At 58.7% G+C, this 22,757-nt stretch carries 21 protein-coding genes; 11 read left to right on the forward strand and 10 right to left on the reverse strand.

Annotated features, from left to right (window positions below):
* Positions 1-201 precede the first annotated feature (201 nt).
* Both hrpB and AEAC466_RS37345 read left to right on the forward strand, forming a co-directional pair.
* A complete protein-coding gene (gene hrpB, locus AEAC466_RS37340) occupies positions 202-2,667 on the forward strand; it encodes an ATP-dependent helicase HrpB (protein ID WP_023459019.1) in 2,466 nt (821 codons plus the stop codon).
* A 54-nt stretch (positions 2,668-2,721) separates the two neighbouring features.
* Complete coding sequence (locus AEAC466_RS37345) at positions 2,722-3,381, forward strand: glutathione S-transferase (protein ID WP_023459020.1); 660 nt, start codon at positions 2,722-2,724, stop codon at positions 3,379-3,381.
* Between the two features lie 378 nt (positions 3,382-3,759).
* On the opposite strand, the gene AEAC466_RS44565 is transcribed toward AEAC466_RS37345, so the two are convergent.
* From AEAC466_RS44565 to AEAC466_RS37360, 4 genes are all read right to left on the reverse strand, one after another.
* Entirely contained in the window at positions 3,760-3,921 is a 162-nt protein-coding gene (locus tag AEAC466_RS44565; RefSeq protein ID WP_023459021.1) for a hypothetical protein, read from the reverse strand.
* Positions 3,922-4,028: 107 nt separating this feature from the next.
* Complete coding sequence (locus AEAC466_RS37350) at positions 4,029-5,027, reverse strand: bile acid:sodium symporter family protein (RefSeq protein ID WP_023459022.1); 999 nt, start codon at positions 5,025-5,027, stop codon at positions 4,029-4,031.
* Positions 5,024-5,815 (reverse strand): TrmH family RNA methyltransferase, encoded by a 792-nt coding sequence (locus AEAC466_RS37355; RefSeq protein WP_023459023.1) that lies wholly within the window; start codon positions 5,813-5,815, stop codon positions 5,024-5,026. The genes AEAC466_RS37350 and AEAC466_RS37355 overlap by 4 nt, the downstream gene beginning before the upstream one ends.
* On the reverse strand, positions 5,812-6,741 hold the full coding sequence (locus AEAC466_RS37360) for a class I SAM-dependent methyltransferase (protein WP_023459024.1): 930 nt from the start codon (positions 6,739-6,741) through the stop codon (positions 5,812-5,814). Before AEAC466_RS37360 ends, AEAC466_RS37355 begins: the two co-directional genes overlap by 4 nt.
* A 204-nt stretch (positions 6,742-6,945) precedes the next feature.
* Here AEAC466_RS37360 and AEAC466_RS37365 point away from each other — a divergent pair, with 204 nt between their 5' ends.
* Genes AEAC466_RS37365 through AEAC466_RS37375 form a run of 3 tightly spaced genes read left to right on the forward strand, consistent with a single transcriptional unit; the run spans position 6,946 to position 9,604 of the window.
* On the forward strand, positions 6,946-7,860 hold the full coding sequence (locus AEAC466_RS37365; RefSeq protein WP_023459025.1) for an ABC transporter substrate-binding protein: 915 nt from the start codon (positions 6,946-6,948) through the stop codon (positions 7,858-7,860).
* The gene (locus AEAC466_RS37370) at positions 7,860-8,855 is read left to right on the forward strand and encodes a FecCD family ABC transporter permease (protein ID WP_023459026.1); all 996 of its coding nucleotides are present in this window, start codon (positions 7,860-7,862) and stop codon (positions 8,853-8,855) included. The genes AEAC466_RS37365 and AEAC466_RS37370 overlap by 1 nt, the downstream gene beginning before the upstream one ends.
* Positions 8,855-9,604 carry an ABC transporter ATP-binding protein gene (locus tag AEAC466_RS37375; protein ID WP_023459027.1) on the forward strand — a complete coding sequence of 250 codons (750 nt, stop codon included), beginning with the start codon at positions 8,855-8,857 and terminating at the stop codon, positions 9,602-9,604. Before AEAC466_RS37370 ends, AEAC466_RS37375 begins: the two co-directional genes overlap by 1 nt.
* A gap of 17 nt (positions 9,605-9,621) precedes the next feature.
* On the opposite strand, the gene AEAC466_RS37380 is transcribed toward AEAC466_RS37375, so the two are convergent.
* Complete coding sequence (locus tag AEAC466_RS37380; RefSeq protein ID WP_023459028.1) at positions 9,622-12,036, reverse strand: lytic transglycosylase domain-containing protein; 2,415 nt, start codon at positions 12,034-12,036, stop codon at positions 9,622-9,624.
* 183 nt (positions 12,037-12,219) lie between these two features.
* Here AEAC466_RS37380 and dapA point away from each other — a divergent pair, with 183 nt between their 5' ends.
* Both dapA and smpB read left to right on the forward strand, forming a co-directional pair.
* Complete coding sequence (gene dapA, locus AEAC466_RS37385; RefSeq protein ID WP_023459029.1) at positions 12,220-13,128, forward strand: 4-hydroxy-tetrahydrodipicolinate synthase; 909 nt, start codon at positions 12,220-12,222, stop codon at positions 13,126-13,128.
* On the forward strand, positions 13,128-13,598 hold the full coding sequence (gene smpB, locus AEAC466_RS37390; RefSeq protein WP_023459030.1) for an SsrA-binding protein SmpB: 471 nt from the start codon (positions 13,128-13,130) through the stop codon (positions 13,596-13,598). The genes dapA and smpB overlap by 1 nt, the downstream gene beginning before the upstream one ends.
* 49 nt (positions 13,599-13,647) lie before the next feature.
* Here the strand turns inward: smpB and AEAC466_RS37395 are convergent, their stop codons facing one another.
* The 3 genes from AEAC466_RS37395 to AEAC466_RS37400 all read right to left on the reverse strand — a co-directional run bounded on the left by AEAC466_RS37395 (position 13,648) and on the right by AEAC466_RS37400 (position 15,563).
* The gene (locus AEAC466_RS37395; RefSeq protein WP_023459031.1) at positions 13,648-14,427 is read right to left on the reverse strand and encodes an SDR family oxidoreductase; all 780 of its coding nucleotides are present in this window, start codon (positions 14,425-14,427) and stop codon (positions 13,648-13,650) included.
* Positions 14,428-14,452: 25 nt separating this feature from the next.
* A complete protein-coding gene (locus AEAC466_RS0122625; RefSeq protein ID WP_235074311.1) occupies positions 14,453-14,896 on the reverse strand; it encodes a VOC family protein in 444 nt (147 codons plus the stop codon).
* 76 nt (positions 14,897-14,972) lie between these two features.
* A complete protein-coding gene (locus tag AEAC466_RS37400) occupies positions 14,973-15,563 on the reverse strand; it encodes a LabA-like NYN domain-containing protein (RefSeq protein WP_023459033.1) in 591 nt (196 codons plus the stop codon).
* A gap of 34 nt (positions 15,564-15,597) precedes the next feature.
* On the opposite strand from AEAC466_RS37400, the gene folK reads away from it, so the two are divergent.
* Positions 15,598-16,116, forward strand: a complete 519-nt coding sequence (gene folK / locus AEAC466_RS37405; protein WP_023459034.1) for a 2-amino-4-hydroxy-6-hydroxymethyldihydropteridine diphosphokinase — start codon at positions 15,598-15,600, stop codon at positions 16,114-16,116.
* Here the strand turns inward: folK and AEAC466_RS37410 are convergent.
* Positions 16,101-17,090 carry a DMT family transporter gene (locus AEAC466_RS37410; protein ID WP_023459035.1) on the reverse strand — a complete coding sequence of 330 codons (990 nt, stop codon included), beginning with the start codon at positions 17,088-17,090 and terminating at the stop codon, positions 16,101-16,103. The two genes, folK and AEAC466_RS37410, sit on opposite strands and share 16 nt — an antisense overlap.
* A 180-nt stretch (positions 17,091-17,270) precedes the next feature.
* On the opposite strand from AEAC466_RS37410, the gene AEAC466_RS44195 reads away from it, so the two are divergent.
* A complete protein-coding gene (locus tag AEAC466_RS44195; RefSeq protein WP_081714671.1) occupies positions 17,271-17,786 on the forward strand; it encodes a thermonuclease family protein in 516 nt (171 codons plus the stop codon).
* Here AEAC466_RS44195 and leuA read toward each other — a convergent pair.
* Positions 17,783-19,465 carry a 2-isopropylmalate synthase gene (gene leuA / locus AEAC466_RS37420; RefSeq protein ID WP_023459038.1) on the reverse strand — a complete coding sequence of 561 codons (1,683 nt, stop codon included), beginning with the start codon at positions 19,463-19,465 and terminating at the stop codon, positions 17,783-17,785. The two genes, AEAC466_RS44195 and leuA, sit on opposite strands and share 4 nt — an antisense overlap.
* Before the next feature lie 452 nt (positions 19,466-19,917).
* Between leuA and rpoZ the strand changes: the two genes are divergently transcribed.
* Both rpoZ and AEAC466_RS37430 read left to right on the forward strand, forming a co-directional pair.
* On the forward strand, positions 19,918-20,277 hold the full coding sequence (rpoZ, locus tag AEAC466_RS37425) for a DNA-directed RNA polymerase subunit omega (RefSeq protein ID WP_023459039.1): 360 nt from the start codon (positions 19,918-19,920) through the stop codon (positions 20,275-20,277).
* 154 nt (positions 20,278-20,431) lie between these two features.
* On the forward strand, positions 20,432-22,699 hold the full coding sequence (locus AEAC466_RS37430; protein ID WP_023459040.1) for a RelA/SpoT family protein: 2,268 nt from the start codon (positions 20,432-20,434) through the stop codon (positions 22,697-22,699).
* The last annotated feature ends 58 nt before the right edge of the window (positions 22,700-22,757 follow it).

Consider the following 22,757-nt stretch of genomic DNA (forward strand, 5'->3'; position numbering starts at 1 on the left):
CCCCTCGCAAATTTTTTGTTATTGATGCGCCAGCCTTACAGACACAGCGCTTGACGGGCCTTGGTCCGGCCCCTGACGGTCACGCTATCGTCATATTGTCACTTTGGCAACGGGTTAATAAATATGGGGGAAGGCTGTGGCCGGTGCGAAACATCGCCCGGTCGGACTTGAGTTCAATAGGGGTTCTGCTACCAAGGCCCGATGTTGCCTGTCGAGGAAATCTATACGCCGCTGAAATCGTGGCTGACGCAGAACGCCACGGCCCTAGTCATTGCGCCGCCGGGGGCGGGGAAGACGACCGGTATTCCCTTGGCCCTGCTCGATGCCCCTTGGCTTGCGGGGCAGAATATCGTCCTGCTTGAACCGCGTCGTCTGGCCGCCAGGGCCGCCGCTGCCCGCATGGCCGAGACCTTGGGCGAGCCGGTCGGTCAGACGGTCGGTTTTCGTGTGCGCGGCGACAGCAAGACGTCCGCCAAGACACGGATTGAGGTCGTCACCGAAGGGATTTTCTCACGCCGCATTCTCGACGATCCGTCATTGGAAGGTGTGGGGTGCGTCATTTTTGACGAATTCCACGAACGCAGCCTCGATGCCGACCTGGGGTTGGCGTTTGCCCGTGACGCGCAAGGCGTATTGAGGGACGATCTGCGCCTTCTGGTCATGTCTGCCACACTGGATGGCGATCGGGTATTGGGATTGCTCGAAGGCGCGGGCCGGTTTGAATCGCTGGGGCGGAGTTTTCCCATCGATACCCACTATCTGGGCCGCGATCAATCATTGCAGATGGAGCAGGACGTGGCACGTCACGTCGCGCGTCTGTCGGCCAAGCTTACGCCGGAAAATGCGGAAACCATGCTCGTATTCCTGCCAGGGCAGGGCGAAATTCACCGTGTTGCCCGCTTCCTGGATGAAAAGGGCGTGGCGCCGCATATCGATGTTTGCAAGCTCTATGGCGCGATGGATTTCAAGGATCAGGCCCATACCTTGGCCCGCAATGCGCCGGGGCGCCCGAAGATCGTCTTAGCCACCGCCATAGCGGAAACGTCGCTGACTCTGGATCGCGTATCAATGGTTGTCGATTGTGGTCTGTCCCGGCTCGGCCGGTTCGATCCGGCCCGCGGTGTGACGCGTTTCGTCACCGAACGCGTGTCGAGAGCTTCCGCCGATCAGCGGCGCGGCCGGGCCGGACGCACCCAGGCGGGCGATGCCTACCGCCTTTGGGATGCCGAACAGGACCGCTCCCTGATTCCGTTCGCCAAGCCGGAAATCCTGGAGACCGATCTGTCGCAACTGGCGCTTAGCCTGAGGCTTTGGGGTGCCAAATCGACGGAAGGCTTGGCGTTACTCGATCATCCTCCGAAGGCGGCGATGGACGAAGCGGTGAAGTTGCTGCGGGCGCTCGGCGCGGTGGACGCCAACGGCGACCTGACCGGCCACGGCAATGCTATCGCGCAGTTGCCCATGGCGCCACGTCTGGCGCACATGTTGATAACGGCGGCATCATATGGCGCGGCGGAGCAGGGGGCGAACCTGGCCGTCCTGCTGTCGGAAAACGGTCTGGGGGGCAAATCGACCGACCTGGATGCGCGTCTGGAGGCGTTGGCGCGTGACCGGTCGCCGAAAATTGCGCAGGCGCGTACCCTGGCGCAAGGATGGGCGCGTCAGGCTCAGGCACTTGTGAAAAATCAACCCAAACAAGCCGGTGGAGCACGCTTCTCCCACCATTTGTTAGCTGAGTGTTTTCCAGAACGGATTGCGAAAGCCCGCGGCAAGCCCGGCGAGTTTGTTATGGCCAACGGTCGTGGCGTCTATGTCGATGCGCATGACCGCCTGGCGCGTGAGTCCTTTCTCGCGGTTGGTGACCTGGGCGGCGGCGCTAACCGTGACCGTATATTGCTGGCCGCGCCCTTGACGGAGGTGGAAATTCTAAGCCTGTTCGCTGACCGGCTAGAGCAGGAAACGGTGCTGGAACGCAACAATGGCCGGTTCCGCGCCTTCGATCAGACGCGGCTGGGCGGAATTGTGTTGGCCAGCAAGCCGCTCGAAAAGATACCGGCGGACTTGCTTCTTCGCGCCGAAGCCGAGGAGATTCAGCAGAGAGGCCTCAACGCCCTTAACCTACCGGAAAGCGTTCAGACTTTGCGCGCCCGCGTCGCCTTCCTGCGGGCACAGGATAACACCTGGCCGGATCTGTCGGATACAGCGCTCCTGGCCACCCTTGAGGACTGGCTGGGGCCCTACGCCGCCGGCAAATCCATGCTGTCGCTGGGCGGCGGTATTGTATCGCAAGCGTTGCATAATCTGCTCGATTACGACCAGCAGCGCGCGCTCGACCGGTTGGCGCCGGAAACCTGGCGCATGCCGACCGGTTCCAACATACGCATTGATTACGGCGCCGAAGGCGGGCCGCGCGTGGAGGTTCGCGTCCAGGAGCTTTATGGCACTCAAATTCATCCGGTCGTTGGTCCCAATCGTACGCCTCTGACCTTATCGCTCACCTCGCCGGCGCACCGGCCGATCCAGATTACCAAGGACCTGCCGGCGTTTTGGGACGGGGCGTGGGCCGAGGTACGCAGCGAGATGAAGGGGCGATATCCCCGTCACGTCTGGCCGGAAAATCCACGAGACGCCGATCCTACGACCCGCGCCAAGCCGCGCGGCACCTGAAACGGATTAATCCTTTATGCGAGCCACGCGTATAAGGTCGAAAAGGAGTTTGCCATGATCACTGTCCACCACCTCGACAATTCCCGTTCGCAACGCATTCTTTGGCTGCTGGAGGAACTCGGCCTCACCTATGAGGTCAAGAAATACAAGCGCGATAAACGTATGCTGGCGCCGGCCGAACTCAAGGCGGTTCACCCTTTGGGCAAGGCGCCGGTGATAACTGACGGGCTAAGGACCCTGGCGGAAACGGGGGCGATTATCGATTATCTGGTGACGACGTATGGCGCAGGCAAGCTGATCCCGCCGGCAGGAACCGAAGACCGGTTCAGTTATACCTACTGGATGTATTACGCCGAAGGCTCGGCGATGACGCCTTTGTTGCTGAAACTGATCACCACCCAGATCCGCAAGCGGACGCCCTTGATCCTACTGCCGGTGGCGTCAGGCATAGCCAATTCGATCGACAAGACGTTGGTGACGCCCAACCTGAAAGCCAATGTCGATTTTTGGGAGCAGGCGCTTAACAAGGCACCATGGTTTGCCGGCGCGGAATTCAGCGCCGCCGACATCATGATGAGTTTTCCGATAGAAGCGGCATCATCACGCAAGTTGGCGCAGGATAAGCCAGCCATAGAGGCCTGGCTAAAAGCTATTCATGACCGTCCAGCTTATCAAGCGGCCCTTAAGCGCGGCGGCCCCTATGCCTATGCGTAAGTGGCTTGCTCGTCGGACTTAGATGGTGATGCAGCCCGCAAAAGCAACGCCGATGAACGGCAGGACGATGAGTTTCAGAATGAGCTTTTTCATGACGTACTCCACAAGACGATCTGCCGCACAGGCTAAGGGCGATGGCGGGCATTGTAAACGACAAAGGCGCCGTTTTTAGCGGCGCCTTACGGTTGGGGGTGTGATTCCCGATACGGCCTTAGCGGCTATATGTGAAGTGGGAGCCACTGCGGTCGACGATGATGCAGCCTGACAGCGATGAAGCCAGAACGGCAACGAGAAGAAGTTTGATAGCGATGGATTTCATGGTTTTCCCCAATACTTAGAATGCCAGATACTTAGCCAGATATTTTGAATGCCAGCTACTTAAAACGATGGCGAACTTGACATCACATCGGCCGGCTTTTCTTTGGCGCTAGCCGGTGGCGACGAGTCATAGTCACGATCAGGGCTGACATACATGATGCAGCCGGTCAAGCTGGCGGCCAGCGCGGCAACGCAGGCCAATTTGATGACGATGGATTTCATAGCGGTGTCTTTCGGTTGAGACGCCGGATGCGCCCCCTCGATATCGAACTTAAGAGCGGCTCTATGAACGCTATATGAACCAAATCCACCTTAATTCTTTTTAATTATCAAGCTTCAGCAGGCATTTCTGCGTCCTGTGTCTCTTTTGCCCACCGACTGGCCAGAGGCGTACAGATCAGAAGCTGAAGCGGATGATAGATCATAATGGGCAAAAGAATGAGCCCGAGCCCGGGATTTCCCGCAAATATCAGATGCGCCATGGGAACGCCGGATGCCAAGCTCTTCTTAGTGCCACAAAAAACAACGGCCGACCTGAAGGTGGGTGCGATATGGAAGCGGTCGCATAGTTTCCATAGCAACACCAGGACAAGGAAAAATAAGCCAAGCGTTGCCGCAACGGTGAGGGCCAGGGTAATGGGCGAATTGCCACTCCAGATATTCTTGGCAAAGGAATCGCAGAACGAGGTGTAAACCAGCAGGATGATGGTGCCACGGTCGGCAAATTGGGCCCAATTACGATGGCGTTGCAACCATGCGCCGATGAGGGGCCGAGCGATCTGGCCCGCCACGAGCGGTAGCACCAGCCAACAGGTCAAATCGATGAAAATACTCCACACATCAAGGGTTTGTCCCGAAGTTTGAAGGAGCAGGCTCATCCATAAAGGGGTGATCAGAATACCTAGTGGGCTGGACAGGCTGGCATTGAACAAAGCGACGGGCACATTGCCGCGTGCGGCCGCCGTCATCGCGACCGAGGACGAGATGGTCGAGGGCAGGGCGCAGAGGTAGAATAGGCCAATGCGCAGGTCCGGCGTAATCCACCGGCCCACAACAGCCAGGAACGCCAGGCCGATCAGCGGGAAAAGGACGAAGGTAGTGCCCTGGATGATCAAGTGTAGCCGCCAGCGCATGATGCCGTCGCGCAGAGCGGCAAAGGACAGCAGGGCGCCGTTGAGAAAGAAGACGAGGGCGATGCCGAGCTTGGTCAGCAATTCCGGCTGCAGCACGCCGCCTTCGGCGCCCGGCCCTGGAAACAGCGCTGCCAAGACGATGGCCAGTACCATTCCGGTCAGGAAGCCATCCAGTTTGACCTTGCCGATAGTCACAGGCCTGCGGCTGCGTAGATCATTATGCCGGTCGCGACCGACAGGTTCAGGCTGTCGGCACGCCCCTTCATCGGAATTTTGACATGCAGGTCGCAGGCCGCCGCGACCTCGGGTGTCAGGCCCGATTGTTCGGTGCCCATCAAAAGCAAGGTCGGACGGACGTATGGCGCCGTGCGGTGATTGTGGGTGGCGGTTAGCAAGGTTCCGACGACCGAGCCGGTCCAGCGCGGGCGGTCGTTCAGGAATGCCTCGCGCGTACATTTGACGATCGGCAGGGCGAAGATTGAGCCCATGGTGGCCCGGACGGTTTCGACCGAAAATGGATCGACGCAATCCCCGATCAGGATGACCCCGCCTATGCCGGCGCCGTCTGCCGTGCGGATAATGGTACCGAGATTGCCGGGGTCGCGCACCTGTTCCAGCGCCACCCATACGTCATTAGAGGATGGATCGATATCGGCCAGTGTCTTGGCAATCTGCGCGAACACCGCCACCACCATCTGCGGATTGTCCTTGCGTGAAATTTTCTCAAGTATTTCGTGGGTTACTTCCAGAACTTCACCATTGGCATGAAGCGTTTCGTCTATGGCACGCCTAAGCAGGGGATGATGATCGGCATCCTTGCCATAGACCAGAATTTGCGGCGCAAACCCTTGGTCCAGCGCATCGATGATGATCTTCAACCCTTCGGCCAGGAACTGCCCGGTGACTTCGCGTTCCTTGCGCATATGCAGGGCGCGGATGTCCTTGACCGTCTGGTTGGTCAGCGACGTAATGTGTTTGATCATTTTGCGGACCCACCCAGCCAGCGGGCAAAGAAGCTGAGACCGATTTCGCGCGGCGCTATGTCGGCGGCACGCTGGCCCTTCGGTGGCTTTGCGTCTTCGACCAGAGTCAGTTCGCCATAGTCGACACGGCCGCCTTTTTGCGGTCCGACCGCTTCGGCGACCAGATGCGCCAGGGCCGGGCCCGATACGCGCGCGGCGTAAGCGTTGAGCAAAAGAAAGGCGGCGTCATCGCTTAGCAACTGGGCGCACAGATGGATCATTTCGGGCAGGTCTTCAAACAACCGCCAGACCTCTCCTGTCGGTCCGCGCCCGTATTTGGGCGGATCAAGGATAATGCCTTCGTACTTGGAGCCGCGCTTGACCTCGCGTTGGACATATTTACGGGCATCTTCGCAAATCCAGCGAATGGGAGCGTCGGCCATACCCGACAGGGCGGCGTTTTCGCGTGCCCAGCCGATCGCCTTTTTCGACGCATCGACGTGGGTCACCTTGGCGCCCGCCGCGGCGGCAACCAGGCTGGCGACGCCGGTATACCCAAACAGGTTCAGGACGCGCGGAGCGTTACGCCGGGCGATAACGTCTTTTTGCCATGCCCAGTTGGCGGCCTGTTCGGGGAAGAAAGCCAGGTGACGGAAATTGGTAAAACGGCCGTAGAATTTGACACTGTCCCAAGCGAGCGACCATTGGTCGTCCGGCCGCCGGCTGAAGCGCCAGTTGCCTTCGTCATCTTCGCCCTGTGGGTCGAATATGGCGTCGGCCTTATCCCAGACCTGGGGGTATTTGGGCGCCCACCAGCACTGCGGTTCAGGCCGTATGACCAGGTAATCGCCGTAGCGTTCCAGCTTCTTGCCGTCGCCGGAATCGACGAGCGCATAGTCAGCCCACGCTTTGGTGCGCAAGGTAGTTGGCGTATCATTGATAATCATGCAAACGCCATAAGCGTTTGGCCGGTATTCGTAAAGTCAAAAGCTCGCCTTTACGCCTTGTGGAAAGCTGTATCGGCGAGGGCAGAATCCTTATAAAGCCATTTTTGTTTGAATGCCTGCAGCACTAGGCTCCTTACTGGGCTCCTTCCGGGAGATTTCGTCACGAAATCGGGTGCTGTTACGGGGCGCGGCTTTTGAACCGGGATGACCAGTTTGACGACAGGATATCGGCCGCATTTGGGGCCGCACAAATGGAAACGAACCGGCGTTTGCACTACGGCCTGCCTCCTGCTTGTCGCCAGCCTATCTGTGGCCGGCCCGGCCGTGGCGCGGGCAGTTGCGCCTAAGGGGGATGTTCGCGCCCTGACCGTCGTCTCGCTTGACATGTGCGCGGATCAGTATGTCCTGGGGCTTGTGCCGCGCGATCAGATTTTGGCCCTGTCGGAACGATCGGCCTTGCCCGATTCCAATTTTCGCGAGCGGGCCGAATATGTCCGGCGCATAAAGCCGCGCATAGAATCCATCCTGGCTCTCAATCCTGATGTGGTTGTACGTACATGGGGCGGTGATTTAAATCTAATCAAGGCGCTGGAAAGACGTCATATAAAAGTTATCAATATCAATGATATAAACAATTATGAACAGGCGAAATCTGAGCTGTTCCGCATCGGTCATGAACTCGATCAGGAGGCCAGCGCCCAAATCGAGGCGCGCCGCTTCGATATGGCCCTTGCGGATATTCAGCCTTTGGGCCGCGGGCGCTCGGTCCTTTACTACACGCCGTCGGGTTACAGTGCCGGACCGGATACAATGACCGGCGACATGCTGCGCCGACTCGGTTTCAAGCTGGAAACTCAGGACAAGGGGTATTTCTATTTGTCGCCGGAAGTCTTGCTGAGCAAGAAGCCTGACGTCTTTGCCCTGGCCTTTTACGATGACGCCTACGCCATGCGCCGAGTACCCGGCCGAAACCCGCTGATCCGCGCCCGTATCGCCGACACCCCGCATATTGTGCTGCCGCGTCAGGCCTTGAGCTGCAATGGCTGGTTCACGGCCTACGATCTGGTTCGGGTGTCGAAAACGCCAATCCATGTCGGTAGCGGAAAGGCCGGTTTCTAATGCATGTGTCCCAGACCGCTTTTAATGCTGTGGTGGGTATTGCCATCGGGCTTTTGCTCATTGTCTTGATGTTGTTTGGCGACATCGCGCTCAGTGGCCATATGTGGCTGGACGCGCTCATCCATTGGGATTCGATTGGGGCAGAAATTGTCTGGGGCATTCGAATGCCACGCAATCTGGTGGCCGTCGGTGTGGGCGCGATGCTGGGAATGAGCGGCGCTTTGATGCAGGGGCTTCTGCGCAACCCCTTGGCGGAGCCAGGCTTGCTGGGCGTTTCGGCCGGATCGGGGCTGGGCGCCTCCTTGGCCATCGTTTTCGGCCTCGGCCTCGTTCCCTTTGCTGTTGAGAGCTTTGCCTTGGGGGGGGCTGTTATTGTGGCGATCGTCCTGCTCATATTTGTACAACGCTTTCCGCAGCGGCAATCGCTTATTCTGCTGGGGGTTGGGCTTTCCGCCCTGTGCGGTGCCCTGATGTCTCTTGTCTTCAATCTGGCCCCGTCGCCGGTCACCCTTTCCGAAATCATGAACTGGATGATGGGGTCGGTGCAGAACCGGAGCTGGTTCGACGTCCTGATCTGTATCTTCGGTCTGGCTGCTGCCGGGCTGCTTAATTTGACGCTGGGCAAGGGGTTGCGGCTGTTGACACTGGGGGAAGAGACCGCGCGATCCATGGGGGTGGATATGACCCGGTTGACGCAGGTGGTGGTGATCGGCTCATCCCTATTGGCAGGGCTTGCGGTATCGGTTGCGGGGGTAATTGGCTTTGTCGGCCTGGCGGCGCCGCACTTCGTTCGCGCCTTCGGCATCAAGGATCCGTACGCACTTATCTGGCCGTCGACACTGACCGGCGGGCTGATGGTCTTGCTGTCCGATGGCATAACGCGGTTCCTGCCGCCGACCGCCGACGTACACTTAGGGGTCCTGACCTCGCTGGTCGGTGCGCCCTTGTTCGCTGTATTGGCCTACAAGAGCGCCAGAAGTTGGATGCAGGATTGATGACGCAGCTTTCTATCGACAAGGTCACTGTCGCTCTCGGTCAGGAGACCGCCGTTCATGCGGTCAGCGCCGAGTTGGCCCCCGGCGGCCTGTATATTATCGTCGGTCCCAATGGGGCCGGAAAGACAACGCTTTTGAAAGCCATGGCCTCGTTGCTACCCTTGCAATCGGGGGCCATACGCCTGGATGGTCGCGACCTGAAATATATCACCCTGGCGCGGCGGGCCGAGCAGATGGCCTACTTGCCGCAGGACCGCAGTATCGCCTGGGATCTGAGCTGCGTCGATATTGCGGCGCTGGGGGCGCCGCACATGGCGCCGGAGCAGGCGCGCCGGGCGGCGTTCGCGGAATTACAGGCTCTGGGGCTTCAGGAGGTTTCGGACAGGGGCGTATTCAGCCTGTCGGGTGGGCAACGGGCACGCGTTTTGCTGGCGCGCGTTCTGGCCGGTCCGGCGAAAGTGCTGTTGCTGGATGAGCCGCTGATAGCGCTGGACCCGGCCTGGCAACGCCAGGTGCTGATCCGATTAAAAGCGCGGGCGGAAAGTGGCCAGACCGTCGTCCTGAGTTTGCATGACTTACATTTGGCTGCCCAGTTCGCCGATTCGGTTCTGCTGATGAAAGAGGGCCGGCTGATCAAGATGGACCAGCCGGAAAAAATATTTGTGCCCAAGCTGTTGTCGGACGTCTTTAATCTCGACGGTGAACTTGTGGGCGGCGCATTGAGGCTTGAAAGCCGGCCTAAGCTTTAAGCGCAGGCGCTTTGATCTCAGTCCCGTTTCGCCTTCTTCTTTTTTACCGTCGTTTTCTTGTGTTCAGACGTGCGATGGCTTGTGGCGGATTTCTTTTTCGCCGCCGTTCCTTTTGTCTTGTGGGTTTTCGGTTCTGCCACTGCCTTTGCCGGCGATTGCGCCGTGGCACGCGGCTGAGCGGTGAGTTGCTGCGCCACCTGCGGATCGGTTGTCTGAGCCTTTTGGTAATCAAGGTAGTTGATCGGAGCGTCCGGTTGCTCGGTGTCGCTGAACTCAGCTCCGGTGAAGGGGCCAATCTGCCCGGGGCTGCCACGGGTGACATCCGCCATCGCGGTAAGGGCCGCCGTGCCGCCGTTGAGGCGGGCGCGGTAAACGCGCATGTTTTCCGTCACGCGCATCATATAGTTGCGCGTTTCGGTGAATGGGTGGCATTCGATAAATGACAGCGCGTCGGCGCCTTCGCCACGGGGGTCTCCGCAATCATTGACCCAGGTCTGCATTCGGCTGGGGCCGGCATTATAGCCGGCGGCGGCCATCACATAGGAGCCATCGAAGCGGTTGACCAGTTCCCCAAGGTGATAGGTCCCAAGCGTCATGTTGTAGTCAGGCTCATACAGGCGCGACTCGCTATAGCCGAGATTCATGCGATTGGCGACGGCGCGGGCTGTCGACGGGATGAGCTGCATCATGCCGCGGGCATTGGCATGGGAGCGAACGGCGGGGTCGAAGCTGGATTCCTGACGGGTGATAGCCAGGACAAACGCCTTTTCGGGTCCCGGGACATCGGGAACGGCGCGCACGGGATAGGCGCGTTCGGGCAGGTAGAAGCCACGTTGCATCGATACGCGCGCCACCTTCATGGCCATCAATTGCGAATCGTAAGACCCGACAAGATCGACCAGCAAGGCTTCTTCTTCGGCATTGGGCAAAATGTCGTCGAGGTGCAGAACGAGGGCGCGGAACAGGTCCAGCTCGCCCATTTGCCCAAGCATGCGGGCGGCCTTGATCATGTCGCGGCTTTCGAAGCGTTCCTTGTCGGCCCGTGAAGGCACCGGGTCCTTGCCAATGGTTATCGTTTTCTGGCCGGCTTTTTCGGCCGCCAGTTGACCGTAGAAGGCATAGATGTACTGCCCACCCTTGGCATAATAGCGTTGCGCGATCGCAGCGTCGGATTCCATTCCGTTCACCGCCGGATTGTTCCGCATTTCATATGCGCGTCCCAGCCAGTAATTGGCCCGGCCTTGCGTGATGGGAGAGGTGCCGGCCGTAGCCAGGCTTTGGAAATGGCTGATGGCGGCGTTGGCGTCATTGAGCTTGATCATCGCCACCCAGCCAGCGAAGAACTCGGCTTCGGCCTTGGCTTCCCCGGGTTCGAACCCACCGCCGTTCATGGCGTCGTAGGCGGCGCGGTAATTGCGCGCCTTGAGAGCGGATTTGAAGTAGCTCCAGCGCAGCGAATAAAGCTGGCTTGCGGCGTCCGGGCTGGCAGAGGCGGGCGGCAGATCGGCCAGCAGCGGGAAGCCAAGCGCTTCCAGCCCCTTGCCCGACAAATATTTGGCGCGCGCGAAGGCCAGGACCTGATTGTGGGGATCGCTGGCCAGGGCCGCCTGATATAACGAGTCCGCACTGGCTGCGCTGGTGCGCATGGCAATGACGGCATTGGCGATGTCGGCATCGTGCTGTCCGGCAAGGGCCGCGACGTCCCGGATGGCCTGCGAGGCGCCCGACTGGATATTGAGTTCCAAACAGATCAGGCGGGCCCTATGATCATCCTGGGTCAAATAGGTGCCGAAGGCCTGATAGAAGTTGGCCTGGGTCATGGCGTCGAACACCTTTGTGCGCCACCAGTTGCGGGCCAGGGCGCGTGCGTCCTCCGTGCGGGTCAGGTTGCCATAGGCGGTGATCAGGGCGGATGCACCTTCCGTGCTTTGCGGCGGCGCGCCCTTGAACCAGTCGACGATCTGTTGCGGCGTCATACCTGAGGTCGTTATGAGTTTTTCGGCGGCGATTTGGCGTTTCTGTTCACGCGGCCATCCCCACAGGTCGCGCCGAGCGGCATCGAGCGCAGCAAAACCGTAGATGTTGCCGTCGTTATTGATGATCGTCCAGGTGACGATCTTGCGCGCAATCGGACTGGACAATTGCGACGCCAGCGAATCGGCCTGGGTGAAGTTGCGCGCTTTTACCGCCGAAAGGGCCGACCGCAGGGTTTGCGAATCCGCCTCGGTCATGCCGGACGGTATATAGGGGCGGGCCGTATCCATCGGTGTGAAGACGGTGCCTTGCGGAATGCCGTTGACGTCGGGCGCCGGATCGTCCTGCGCGGCCACGGGTTGAAGGGTACACAGGCTTATCAGGCTTACACCCGCGACCAGAGCGATTTTACGCAGTCGGACGAGATTAAAACGGTTCGGGCGGTCAGTTTGAGGCATGATCTTCCTGTGTCTGGCCAAAGGCATTTGTCAAAAAAAGTCAGGTACGGACTATAGGCGATAGTTTCTTTTTAGAAAGACATTGCAGCGAAAGCTTTGCTTATCTATGGCTATTTTTTATATTCTCTGTGGGCAAAAACATGCCCCGATTGCAGCTTTTTCCGGCGTTAAAGGCCTACCTCCATGACCCATTCCACCGACCTTCCCTTGTTTCGCGGCGTCATCACGGCTCTGGTAACGCCGTTCAAAGGCGGTGAGGTGGATTACGCGGCCTTCGAAGCCATAATAGAGCATCAGATTGCTTCCGGCGTTCATGGCGTGGTGCCCGTCGGGACGACCGGCGAAACCTCGACTCTCAGCATGGAAGAGCATCGTAACGTCGTCGAATTATGCGTCAAAAAGGTGGCCGGTCGCATAAAGGTGATCGCTGGCGCGGGCTCTAATAATACGGCGGAAACCCTTGAACTGGCTCGCCACGCCAAGGCGGTCGGTGCGGATGCCGTGCTGGTGGTCGCGCCCTATTACAACAAGCCGTCGCAGGAAGGTTTGTATCAGCATTTCAAGGCATTGAACGACGCCGTTCAGATTCCCGTTTTGCTTTACAACGTGCCAGGTCGCACCGTTGTCGATATGAGCAATGAAACGATTGCGCGATTGGCGAAATTACCCAACATCGTCGGAATCAAGGACGCGACCGGGGAAATCGAACGCTTGAGCCAGATGCGCCTCGAAATCGCCGGCAATTTCTCCTACATCTCGGGCGACGATCCAACCTTGTTGGGCTACATCGCGCATGGCGGTCATGGGGTTATTTCCGTGACCTCCAATGTCGCGCCGGCTCAGGTGGTCGCCATGTATGAAGCCGCCAATCAGGGCGCGTTCGACACCGCCCGTCAATGGCAGGATAAGCTGATCACCCTGCACAAGGTATTGTTCGCCGATTCGTCACCATCGCCGACCAAGTATGCCATGAGCCGCCTCGGACTGTGCACCGATGAGGTGCGTTTACCGATCGTCGCCTGTTCGCAAGCTGTGCGCCCCTTGGTTGATAAGGCCCTGACGCTGGCCGGACTGGAACTGGAACAAGCCTGATGGCAGAACTGACTACCAACAAGACGATTGCCGACAATCGCCGCGCACGTTTTGATTATTTTCTCGAGCAGAATACCGAGGCGGGTATTTCGCTGACCGGCACCGAGGTCAAGGCCTTGCGGTCCGGTCGCGCCAATATCGCCGAATCCTATGTCAGCATAGAAAATGGCGACGAACTGTGCCTGATCAATGCGGATATCCCGCCCTACGGTCACGCCAACCGGTTCAATCACGAGCCCCGCCGTCCGCGCAAGCTGCTGCTTCACCGCAAGGAAATCAGCCGGTTCATGATCGCCATTCAGCGCGAAGGCATGACGATCATACCGACGCGGCTTTATTTCAACGATAAGGGACGCGTGAAACTGGAAATTGCTCTGGCCAAGGGCAAGAAGAACCACGACAAGCGCGAAGCCACTGCCGAGCGCGATTGGGCGCGCGACAAGGCGCGCCTTATGCGTGACAAGGGCTGAATATGGCTAGGTCGTATCCCGATGCGATGACATCGGATCGGGATGCGATCTAAAGTACGCCCGGATAGGCCCCGCCGTCGATCAGGAGGCTTTGGCCCGTAATGTAGCCCGCCTGGGCTGAGCACAAGAAGGCGCAGGCGGCACCAAATTCCGGTGGGGACCCGAACCGTTTTGCCGGAATTCGCGCTTGGCTGTCAGCGCGAACGACGCCTATATCCACGCCCTGTTGTTCGGCCTTGGCCGCCAGGCCCGTAAGCTGACGATTGGTATCGAACGAACCGGGCAGCAGAAAATTGATCGTCACATTGGCGTGGGCCACTGACCGCGCGACGCCTGCCAGAAATCCGGTAAGCCCGATACGGGCACCGCTGGACAGGTCCAGCCCCGACAGTGGCATCTTGACAGAGGCGGAGGTAATATTGACGATCCGGCCGAAGCGCCGCGAAACCATGCCGTCGATGACGCGCTGAACCAGTTCTATGGGGGTCACCATATTATTGGTGACTCCGTCGATCATAGCGGCGCGGTCGATTTGGCGGAAGTCGCGATAGGGCGGCCCGCCATTGTTGTTGACCAGAATATCGACCTGGGGCACGGCACTGATCAACGCATCCTGGGTTTCCGGCCGGGCAACATCGCCGGCTATGGCGATGATTTGGCCCCCTGTCTGTTCACGCAGTTCCGCAGCTACCGCATTCAGCTTTTCCGCGTCACGTCCATTGATGACGACAACACAGCCCGCACGTGCCAACTCGGTGGCGCAGGCTCTGCCTAGCCCCTGGCTTGACGCGCAGACAACGGCATAGCGTCCCTTAATGCCCAGATCCATTTATCATCCCTAGTCTATGAAATTTTTAGTGCTGCGACAGTGATAGCAGGTTGCCGTCTGGATCTTTGAACCATGCCACCTTGTCGCCTGACGGTGCGGTCCACACGCCATGAGGCGTCTGTGCTGCGCCCAAGGCCTCGTAAAGTTCAAACGTAATACCGGCGGCTGTCAGGTTGAAGACCTTGTCGTCAATATTGACGACCTGCCAGCCGAACACCGTATAGGGCGCGACAAACAGCTTTTCCGGGCGCGTGAGCCTTATCAGAGTGGAGCCCGACCGAAGCACAAGCGCGTAGTCATCCTGGCTGAATACCGTCAAGCCCAGCACGCCTTCGTAAAAGGCGCGCGCCTGTCCGAAATCGCTGACCGCTAGAAAGCCCATTGGCGTGCCATCGCTGAGCGGCTTCGTTCCTGGCGTGACGTCCGCAGGTGTGGCTGACTTGTTAGGGGTAAGGTTCAAACCGAGCATGACGACGCCTCCGAATAATACCGCCGACAGCATGACGCCGCCGGCGATAAAAAATCAAATCGGAATGTGGAAAGCGTCAGACGGTTTCGTCGTATTCGTCTTCGGCGCCAAGGAATTTTGGCGGATTGGAATGGGCCTGACGCGGACGGCCGACAACCGTGGCCAGATCGGCCAGATCGACAAAGGTATCCGCCTGGCGGCGCAATTCGTCGGACGTCATGGGCGGTGACGATTTGACCGTCGAGACAACCGTGACACGCGCGCCCTTGCGCTGCACCGCTTCAAGCAGCCGGCGGAAGTCGCCATCGCCCGAGAAGAGGACGAGATGATCAGCATGCTCGGCCATCTCCATCATATCGCAGGCGATTTCTATGTCCATGTCGCCGCGCCAGCGTTTGCGGCCTTGACTGTCGGTATATTCCTTGGCCGTCTTGGTGATAAGGGCGAAGCCGTTGTAATCCAACCAATCGACCAGGGGGCGGATCGGCGAATAGTCGTCGCCTTCGACAAGGGCGGTGTAATAATAGGCCCGGATCAGAATGCCGCGCTTGCGGAATTCATCGAGCAGCTTGCGGTAATCGATGTCAAAATTCAACGCCTTGGCGGCGGAATAGAGGTTGGCACCATCGATGAAAAGGGCGATACGGTCAGTTGGGTAAAAGCTCATAGTTCAATCAATATCCTGAAAATAAATAGTCAAAATGGCAGAAATAGATGATCCCGACGCGATCTTTATCGCCTACGGCTCAAACCTGTTATCAGGTCCGGAAACTGCATCGCAAGCTTTTGAGCGGGTTGTCAAGGATTTGCGCGATAGCGGATTGCAGGTTACAAAAATTTCACGTCTGTGGTCGTCCATAGCGTGGCCAAATAATCAGGACCCGGCATATGTGAATGCTGTTTTGCAAATTAGAACTGACTTGCAACCTGATGAATTGTTACAATTATTACATAAATTAGAATATGCGCGCGGACGTGTTCGCGACGAAAAAAGAAACGCGCCGCGTGTACTCGATCTCGACATAGTTGCGTATGGGCGCCACGTTTTAGCTTCGGAAAACGGATTGAATTTGCCCCATCCCCGAGCGGCAGATCGCGCCTTTGTGATGGGGCCTCTTGCCGAAATTTCGCCCGGCTGGGTGCATCCGGTTCTAGGGCGGACAGCGCAAGACCTGTTGACGACGGCCACAGTCGGGCGCGACGCCTATCCGTTGGACTGAGCCGCCTTCTTTTGCGTGGCGGCATACCTTTGGTCGATCCATACGTATAGAGCGACCCCGACAAGGACAAGTATAGTGCCCGCAACGTCGGCCAGGCTGATATGCTGGTTAAGGATGAGAGCGCTCATGGCCAGGGTGAAGATCGGGTTGACGAAGCTGATGATCGCATTGGCCTGGGACGAGATGCGGCTGAGCGCGAAATTGGTCAGGTAGCTCGGCAACACCGTGGCGCCGATCGCCAGGCCTATGACCAGTGCCAGCAACGGCGGCGTCAGGTGGATATCGCTGATGCGGTGGACGATCAGAAAATGAATGCCGGTCGCGATCGCCGCGCCGCTCATGGCCCAGGACGTAAACAGCGACGGTCCCATGCGCTTTATCAGCGGCTTGGCCAGCAGCAGGTAAAGCGCGAAGGCGACGGATGAAACGGTGCACCACAGGGCGCCGGCCACGATCATCGAGCCGTAGGTGGTCAGGTCGGTGAAAAAGACGAGGGCGAGCCCGGCATAGCTGATGGCGAAGGCCGACACGGCCTTAAGGCGGAACGGCTGTTTGAAGAACAGGGCGCCGAACAGGATCACGAACAGGGGGTAGGTGAACAGGATCAGCCGTTCGAACTGTGGCGACAGCGTGGTCAGGCTTTCAAAATCGGTATAGCTGGCGACCCAGTAGCCGAGTGCGCCGACAAGCAGGGTGCGGATATAGAGCCAGGGGGCCTGATCGATAGGTGGCAGGGTGTTGGTCCCCTTCGCGCGGGCGCGCAGGAAGGTCAGGATGCCGAAGACAACGAAGAAGGGGGTAGCGAAGGCCAGCCGCAGGGCAATGAGGGACGATGCGTCGATCTCTAGGTTATAAGCCAGCTTGATCCAGATGCCCTTGCTGGCGAACAGGAAGGCACCGAGCATGGCCAGTATATAGCCGCCCCAGGCCAGGAACCAGGCGGGCTGTTTGCTGTGGGCATCGCTAGTGGACATTCAAAGGAGCCTTGATCGGGCGCCTGTCGTTTATGCTGCGCCATTTGGAAAGGGCGCGGAGCGAAAACCGTCGCCTAAGATTTTTTGCGGATGCCAAGGCGCACGGTCTTGCACGTCCAGATAAGCTTGGACATGATGTCGATGTGCGTTAGCGCAAAAGTATTGGCGAATTGGGTAATCATGGCGGCGGGCTTAGACAGTTTGAGGCATAAGCGCAACCGCAAAGCCGCCTTCCAGTTCTCACTTTGTGTTGCCGTCTGTTTGGTGGTTTGTGTACCGGCGTCGGCACAGCCGCTTCGTATCGCGGGAAAGGCCTTTGTGATCGATGGCGATACGGTGGTGATCAATCGCCGGCATATTCGCCTGTTCGGGATCGACGCGTTCGAACGCGATCAGACCTGCGGGCGCTTTCGCTGTGGCGCCGAAGCCCGGCGCGTGTTGCAGGCCTTGACGCAGGACCAGATCGTGTCCTGCGAACAGCAGGATATAGACCCCTACGGTCGAATGGTGGCGATTTGCCGGACCGCGGCCGGACTGGATATTGGTGGCGAAATGGTCCGGCGCGGGCTGGCCGTTGATTACCGCACCTTCAGCGACCGCTATATGGGCGAAGAAGCCGATGCCCGGGCGCATAGAAGGGGCGCCTGGGCATACGGCTTCCATAGTCCGTTACAGTATCGCCGCGAAACGCGTTAAGCGACCTTGGTGATGGCGTTGGCCGCCGACAGAACGGCTTTTATGCTCGCCGTCGCCACGTCATGGTCGATGCCGACGCCGAAGACCGTCAAATCGCCAGCCTTGCATTCGACATAGGCGACCGCCTGGCTTTCGCTGCCGACCTGAAGCGCGTGCTCGGCGTAGTCGACGACTTCCAGACCCAGGTCATAGTGCGAGTTCAACCCGCGTACGGCGCTGGAAATCAGGCCGTTGCCGTGGCCGATGACCGATGTTTCGACGCCGTCCTTGATGATGCGGCCAACAAAGGTCCTTTGTGCGCCGGACCGAACAGGCCCCTTGTGGTCGTACTCGATCAGTTCATAGGCTTGCGGGCCGGTCAGGTGGTAAGCCGCCTGGAAGGCGTCCCAGAGTTCGCCGCCGCTGACTTCCTTGGCGGAGGCATCGGTGATGTCCTGAACCTTGCGGGAAAAATCTACTTGAAACCGGCGGGGTAGCTTCAGGCCATGATTTTGCTCAAGTATCCACGCTATCCCCCCCTTTCCCGACTGAGAATTGACGCGGATGACCGCTTCATAGCTTTCGCCCAGATCCGCCGGATCGATCGGCAGGTACGGCATTTCCCAGTATCCGTCATTGCGTTTTTCGTGGGCGGCGAAGCCCTTCTTGATCGCGTCCTGGTGCGATCCCGAAAAGGCGGTGAACACCAGCTCGCCGGCATAGGGATGACGCGGGTGGACGGGAATATTATTGCAGTGGACGACGGTGCCTACGACTTCGCGCATATTGGAGAAGTCGAGCTCAGGCGAAACCCCCTGGGTGTAGAGGTTGAGCGCCAGCGTAACCAGATCGACATTGCCGGTCCGCTCGCCATTGCCGAACAGGCAGCCTTCGATGCGATCGGCGCCGGCCAGCAGCCCCAGTTCGGCCGCGGCGATACCGGTGCCGCGGTCATTGTGCGGGTGCAGGCTGATAATGACGCTGTCGCGCTTGGAGACGTGACGGCAGAACCATTCGATCTGATCGGCATAGACGTGCGGCCCGGCCACTTCGACCGTGGCCGGCAGGTTCAGGATCAGCGGGCTTTCCGGTGTCGGCTCGACGACCTTGATGACCGCTTCGCAGACTTCCAGCGCGAATTCCGGTTCCGTGGCGGTGAAGGTTTCGGGGCTGTATTCGAATCCCCACTGGGTCTGCGGCTGTTTGGCCGCTTCTTCGCGCAGCAGGCGCATGCCGTCGACCGACAGCTGGATGACTTCCGCCTGACTGCGGTCGAAGACGACGCGGCGGAAGAGCGGGGAGGTGGCGTTGTACAGGTGGACAATGGCCTTCTTGGCGCCGCGCAAAGCCTCGAAGGTGCGCTTGATCAGGTCTTCGCGTGCCTGGACCAGGACCTGGATGGTGACATCGTCGGGTACCAGGTTTTCGTCGATCAGCTTGCGCACAAAGTCGAATTCCGTCTGAGACGCGGACGGGAAGCCGACCTCAATTTCCTTCAGGCCGATTTTCACCAGAAGATTGAAGAACATCATCTTCTTCTCGACATCCATGGGATCGGCGAGCGCCTGGTTGCCGTCGCGCAGATCGGTGGACAGCCAGCGCGGCGCCTTTGTGGTCGTTTTGGACGGCCAGGTGCGGTCGGACATGTCGATACCCGGTTCGAACGGGCGGTATTTATTGGCGGGATTGGACAGCATCATGGGTAGGAACCCTTACTTCGGAAATGATCGTATTTGGATGACGCGCGAAAAGTCTCCGCTCACAGGCTGGCGCGCGCCCGTGAGCTGGCGCGAATTCGTAGGGTGAGTAGCAGAAGAGAGATCATGATCAAACCCGAAAACGGGGAAAAAGCCGAAAGACGCGTCGCGACGAAATCCTGACCGCTATCAAGCGATCAGGCAACAAATAAGCGCGATATGGCGAAGGTGTGCGATCATGGCGGGGTTCATGTCACAAAGGGGGGCGACAAGTCAATGGTACGCCAGGGTGTGTCGGCGAACACGCGCGCGGGCGTTTTGTTATCTGTAAGTATATCTTGTGTTTTCCCCCGACACGCGCTATGGGCTGCGGTTCATGACTTTTGCGACTTCGCCCGATGGCCGCCCACACAGCGAGCAGGCCAAGCGGAGTCTTTACTTTATTGAGGTGCTTCATGGCCCGCGTCACCGTCGAAGATTGCGTCGAAAAGATCGATAATCGTTTCAACCTCGTTCTGTTGGCCGCCCACCGCGCCCGCGCCATTTCTTCCGGTTCGTCCATCCTGGTCGACCGCGACAACGACAAAAACCCGGTGGTCTCGCTGCGTGAAATCGCCGATGGCGCCATTGAGCCCAGCTCTCTGACGGAAAGCCTGATCGCCTCGCTGCAACGTGTCGATGAGCGTACCGAAGCCGAGGAAGAAGCCGAAACCCTGGCCCTGCTGGCCGATCCTCAGCACCAGCAAATGTCGGAAGGCGACCTTATTCGCGCCTTGCAATCCGACCGCGATGGTGGTCAGGAAGAGCGCTACTAGGCATACCCTGGCGCAAGCCGCGGAAAACGCCATATATAATTAGGCTCCGGACGCGGTCCGGGGCCTTTTTTGCTTGTGAAATGAGAAAGCTGTGAGACACTTTTAACCCGGTCTCATGTAGGCTTCGGGGCTGTAATGGGAATTAGCGTTGGATATGTCATCTGAAGGTGAGCAAATACTGGAAAAAACCAGCCAGGCGTCCGAAATAACCAGCGCCGGAACCGTTGCCACGTCTGCGAGTCCTGCGCCGAATCGTCCAAAATTCCTCCGTCAGATAGAATTAATCGATCGCGTCGCGGCTTACGACCCGACGGTTGACGAAGCAATGCTTAACCGCGCCTATGTCTATGCCATGAAGATGCATGGTGCCCAGTTGCGTGCGTCCGGTGATCCATACTTTGCTCACCCCATCGAGGTGGCTGGAATTCTGACCGACTACAAGCTGGACGCGGCGGCTATCGCCACGGCGTTGCTGCATGACACCATCGAGGACACGCCTGCCACGCGTGAGGAAATCGCCGAAAAGTTCGGCGAAGACGTGGCCAACATGGTCGAAGGCGTCACCAAGCTGACCCGGCTGGAATTGCAGTCGGAATATACCAAGCAGTCGGAAAACCTGCGCAAGTTCATATTGGCGATTTCGAAAGATATCCGCGTCCTGTTGGTCAAGCTGGCCGACCGTCTGCACAATATGCGCACCCTGCATTTCGTGGCGCCGGAAAAGCGCGAACGTATCAGCCGTGAGACCCTGGAAGTCTACGCCCCGCTGGCGCGGTCCATCGGGTGCAACCGTTTCGCGACCGAACTCGAAGACCTGGCCTTTTCCTTCATAAACCCGCTGGCGCATCAGGCGATTATCCACCGCCTAGAAGAAATGCGCACGGAAAAGGGGGCGACCATAGCCGCCATCGCCCGTGATGTCGCCGCCAAGCTGGAAAAGCAGGGCATTTCCGCCCGCGTCTCCGGTCGCGAAAAGTCGCCCTATTCGATCTGGAAAAAGCTTCAGCGCAAGTCAGTCGGTTTTGCGCAATTATCGGATATCTACGCCTTCCGCGTCGTCGTAAACAATGTTGAGGAATGCTATCGCGCCCTCGGTATCATGCATCGTGCCTGGCCGTGCGTGCAGGAGCGGTTCAAGGACTTCATCTCGACGCCGAAGTCCAACAATTACAAATCCCTGCATACCACCGTCGTCGGCCACAAGGGGACGCGCATCGAGTTGCAGATCCGGACCGAGGAAATGGACCGCATCGCTGAAGAAGGCGTCGCCGCGCACTGGGGTTACAAGAATCAGGCCTATGGGTTCGACGAAGAGGCCGCGACACGTGACGGTGGCCGTAATCCGATCAATTCGCTGCGCAATATCGTCACCATCGTTGAAAATGGCGGCGACAGCGAGGATTGGGTCGAGCACGCCAAGATGGAGATGTATCTCGATCAGGTGTTCTGTTTCTCGCCGAAGGGACGGCTGATTTCTCTGCCGCGCGGCGCCATGCCGCTCGATTTCGCCTTTGCCGTCCATACCCAGGTCGGTGAAACTGCCATAGGTTGCCTGATCAATGGCGAGCATAAGCCATTGCGCACCGTATTGCAGAATGGCGATCAGGTCGAAATCCTCACGGGGCTGGAATCGCGCGTCAATCAGGACTGGTTTTCCCTGACGGTTACGGGCCGGGCGCGTTCTGCGATCCGCCGTCATCTGCGCCAACGTGAAGCCGGTGATTTCATCAAGCTGGGTCGCGCCGCCATCGAACGCGCCGCCGCCCAGGTCGATAAGCGGCTGGAGGACATCAGCTGGCGGCCGGCCTTCGAACGCTTTCATGTGGCGAACGAGGATGCCCTGTTTGAACTGTGCGGACGCGGCAAGATATTTCCGGCCAAGATCCTGGAAGCCATTTTCCCTGGCCTGAAACTGCCGCTCATGTTGACGACCGATACCTTGACGCGCATCAAGGATGGTGTCGGCGGGGCAGCCTTCGTGCGCGGCAGCGCCCTGCGCGAACATCACAAGGTCATTTTTTCCAAATGCTGCTATCCGGTGCCGGGCGACCGTATTGTCGGCTTCGTCGAAGGCGATACGGTGCATGTCCATTCGATCGAATGCGAGCGACTTGAGGCACTTGAGTCGCAGGACGAAAGCTGGATCGACCTGCATTGGACGCTCAACGCCGAGAAAAATACGCTAAGCGTGGCACGCCTTCGGGTCGACATGCAGAATAAACCCGGCGTACTGGGGCAGGCCTGTACCCTGATCGGGGAAGCCAAAGGCAATATTATCAATATCGCTATAAACGCAGAACCCATGGATTTTCTCGACGTCGATTTCGATATCGAAGTGCTGGACGCCCGTCATATCACCAATATCTCGGCAGCTTTGCGCACATCCCCCATGATCGAGAGCGTCGATCGGGTGAGGGGATAGGCGTCCTTACAATTCGTCATCAATCGTGGTTTTAAATCCCGGCCGAACGCGCTAAATA

The sequence above is a fragment of the Asticcacaulis sp. AC466 genome, assembly GCF_000495815.1.
Classification (GTDB): domain Bacteria; phylum Pseudomonadota; class Alphaproteobacteria; order Caulobacterales; family Caulobacteraceae; genus Asticcacaulis.

What these genes read in the sequence shown, in the direction of transcription:
- AEAC466_RS37345 (WP_023459020.1), top strand. Translation starts at nt 2,722, where the DNA reads ATGATCACTGTCCACCACCTCGACAATTCCCGTTCGCAACGCATTCTT.
- AEAC466_RS44195 (WP_081714671.1), top strand. Translation starts at nt 17,271, where the DNA reads ATGGCGGCGGGCTTAGACAGTTTGAGGCATAAGCGCAACCGCAAAGCC.
- AEAC466_RS37395 (WP_023459031.1), bottom strand. Translation starts at nt 14,427, where the DNA reads ATGGATCTGGGCATTAAGGGACGCTATGCCGTTGTCTGCGCGTCAAGC.
- hrpB (WP_023459019.1), top strand. Translation starts at nt 202, where the DNA reads ATGTTGCCTGTCGAGGAAATCTATACGCCGCTGAAATCGTGGCTGACG.
- AEAC466_RS37370 (WP_023459026.1), top strand. Translation starts at nt 7,860, where the DNA reads ATGCATGTGTCCCAGACCGCTTTTAATGCTGTGGTGGGTATTGCCATC.
- leuA (WP_023459038.1), bottom strand. Translation starts at nt 19,465, where the DNA reads ATGATGCTGTCCAATCCCGCCAATAAATACCGCCCGTTCGAACCGGGT.
- smpB (WP_023459030.1), top strand. Translation starts at nt 13,128, where the DNA reads ATGGCAGAACTGACTACCAACAAGACGATTGCCGACAATCGCCGCGCA.
- AEAC466_RS37410 (WP_023459035.1), bottom strand. Translation starts at nt 17,090, where the DNA reads ATGTCCACTAGCGATGCCCACAGCAAACAGCCCGCCTGGTTCCTGGCC.
- AEAC466_RS37365 (WP_023459025.1), top strand. Translation starts at nt 6,946, where the DNA reads ATGACCAGTTTGACGACAGGATATCGGCCGCATTTGGGGCCGCACAAA.
- AEAC466_RS37380 (WP_023459028.1), bottom strand. Translation starts at nt 12,036, where the DNA reads ATGCCTCAAACTGACCGCCCGAACCGTTTTAATCTCGTCCGACTGCGT.
- folK (WP_023459034.1), top strand. Translation starts at nt 15,598, where the DNA reads ATGGCAGAAATAGATGATCCCGACGCGATCTTTATCGCCTACGGCTCA.
- AEAC466_RS37375 (WP_023459027.1), top strand. Translation starts at nt 8,855, where the DNA reads ATGACGCAGCTTTCTATCGACAAGGTCACTGTCGCTCTCGGTCAGGAG.
- AEAC466_RS44565 (WP_023459021.1), bottom strand. Translation starts at nt 3,921, where the DNA reads ATGAAATCCATCGTCATCAAATTGGCCTGCGTTGCCGCGCTGGCCGCC.
- AEAC466_RS37430 (WP_023459040.1), top strand. Translation starts at nt 20,432, where the DNA reads ATGTCATCTGAAGGTGAGCAAATACTGGAAAAAACCAGCCAGGCGTCC.
- AEAC466_RS37400 (WP_023459033.1), bottom strand. Translation starts at nt 15,563, where the DNA reads ATGAGCTTTTACCCAACTGACCGTATCGCCCTTTTCATCGATGGTGCC.
- AEAC466_RS37355 (WP_023459023.1), bottom strand. Translation starts at nt 5,815, where the DNA reads ATGATCAAACACATTACGTCGCTGACCAACCAGACGGTCAAGGACATC.
- dapA (WP_023459029.1), top strand. Translation starts at nt 12,220, where the DNA reads ATGACCCATTCCACCGACCTTCCCTTGTTTCGCGGCGTCATCACGGCT.
- AEAC466_RS37360 (WP_023459024.1), bottom strand. Translation starts at nt 6,741, where the DNA reads ATGATTATCAATGATACGCCAACTACCTTGCGCACCAAAGCGTGGGCT.
- rpoZ (WP_023459039.1), top strand. Translation starts at nt 19,918, where the DNA reads ATGGCCCGCGTCACCGTCGAAGATTGCGTCGAAAAGATCGATAATCGT.
- AEAC466_RS0122625 (WP_235074311.1), bottom strand. Translation starts at nt 14,896, where the DNA reads ATGCTCGGTTTGAACCTTACCCCTAACAAGTCAGCCACACCTGCGGAC.